We start from the raw sequence: 492 nt of genomic DNA, 5'->3' as shown, positions 1-492 counted from the left end.
CCTCGGCCGGCGCCTGGCGCCGGCCAGGAAACCAGCTAGGCCGCGGCGGGATCAGCCTACGAATAAGGAAGAATAGATGTCCGTGCAAGCACCCGGATCCGGCGAGGAGAAGTTCGCTTCGCCCTCGATCTCGCGCAAGCAGAAGAGCCGGATCTCATGGATCTGGCTGGTGCCCATCGTGGCGGCCCTGATGGGCCTGTCCCTGGTCGTGCGGACCTGGATGCAAGCGGGGCCCGACATCTCCATCTCGTTCAATACCGCCGAGGGGCTGGAAGTCGGCAAGACCCAGCTGCGCTACAAGGACGTAACGATCGGCACGGTGAAGTCCATCGGCTTCAATTCCGATCGCACCAAGGTGGTGGTGCAGGCCGAGCTGGCCAAGGAAGTCTCCGACCTGGCCCGCGAGGGCACCAATTTCTGGGTGGTGCGCCCGCGCCTGGACGTGAGCGGCGTATCCGGACTGGGCACCTTGCTTTCGGGCGCCTATATCGG

The 492-nt window shown here is 64.6% G+C and carries 1 protein-coding gene; it reads left to right on the top strand.

All coding sequences use genetic code 11. From position 1 onward, the window contains the following. Nucleotides 1-76 precede the first annotated feature (76 nt). Nucleotides 77-492, top strand: a 416-nt coding sequence (locus ACN6PJ_RS30805; RefSeq protein ID WP_427999443.1) for an MlaD family protein, incomplete at its 3' end; no start/stop codon positions are given.

This window comes from Achromobacter sp., from assembly GCF_050285585.1.
In the GTDB taxonomy this organism is placed as follows: Bacteria; Pseudomonadota; Gammaproteobacteria; order Burkholderiales; family Burkholderiaceae_B; genus Achromobacter.
Note: the sequence above shows the minus strand (reverse complement) of the source record. Positions and strands in the feature narration are given on the sequence as shown.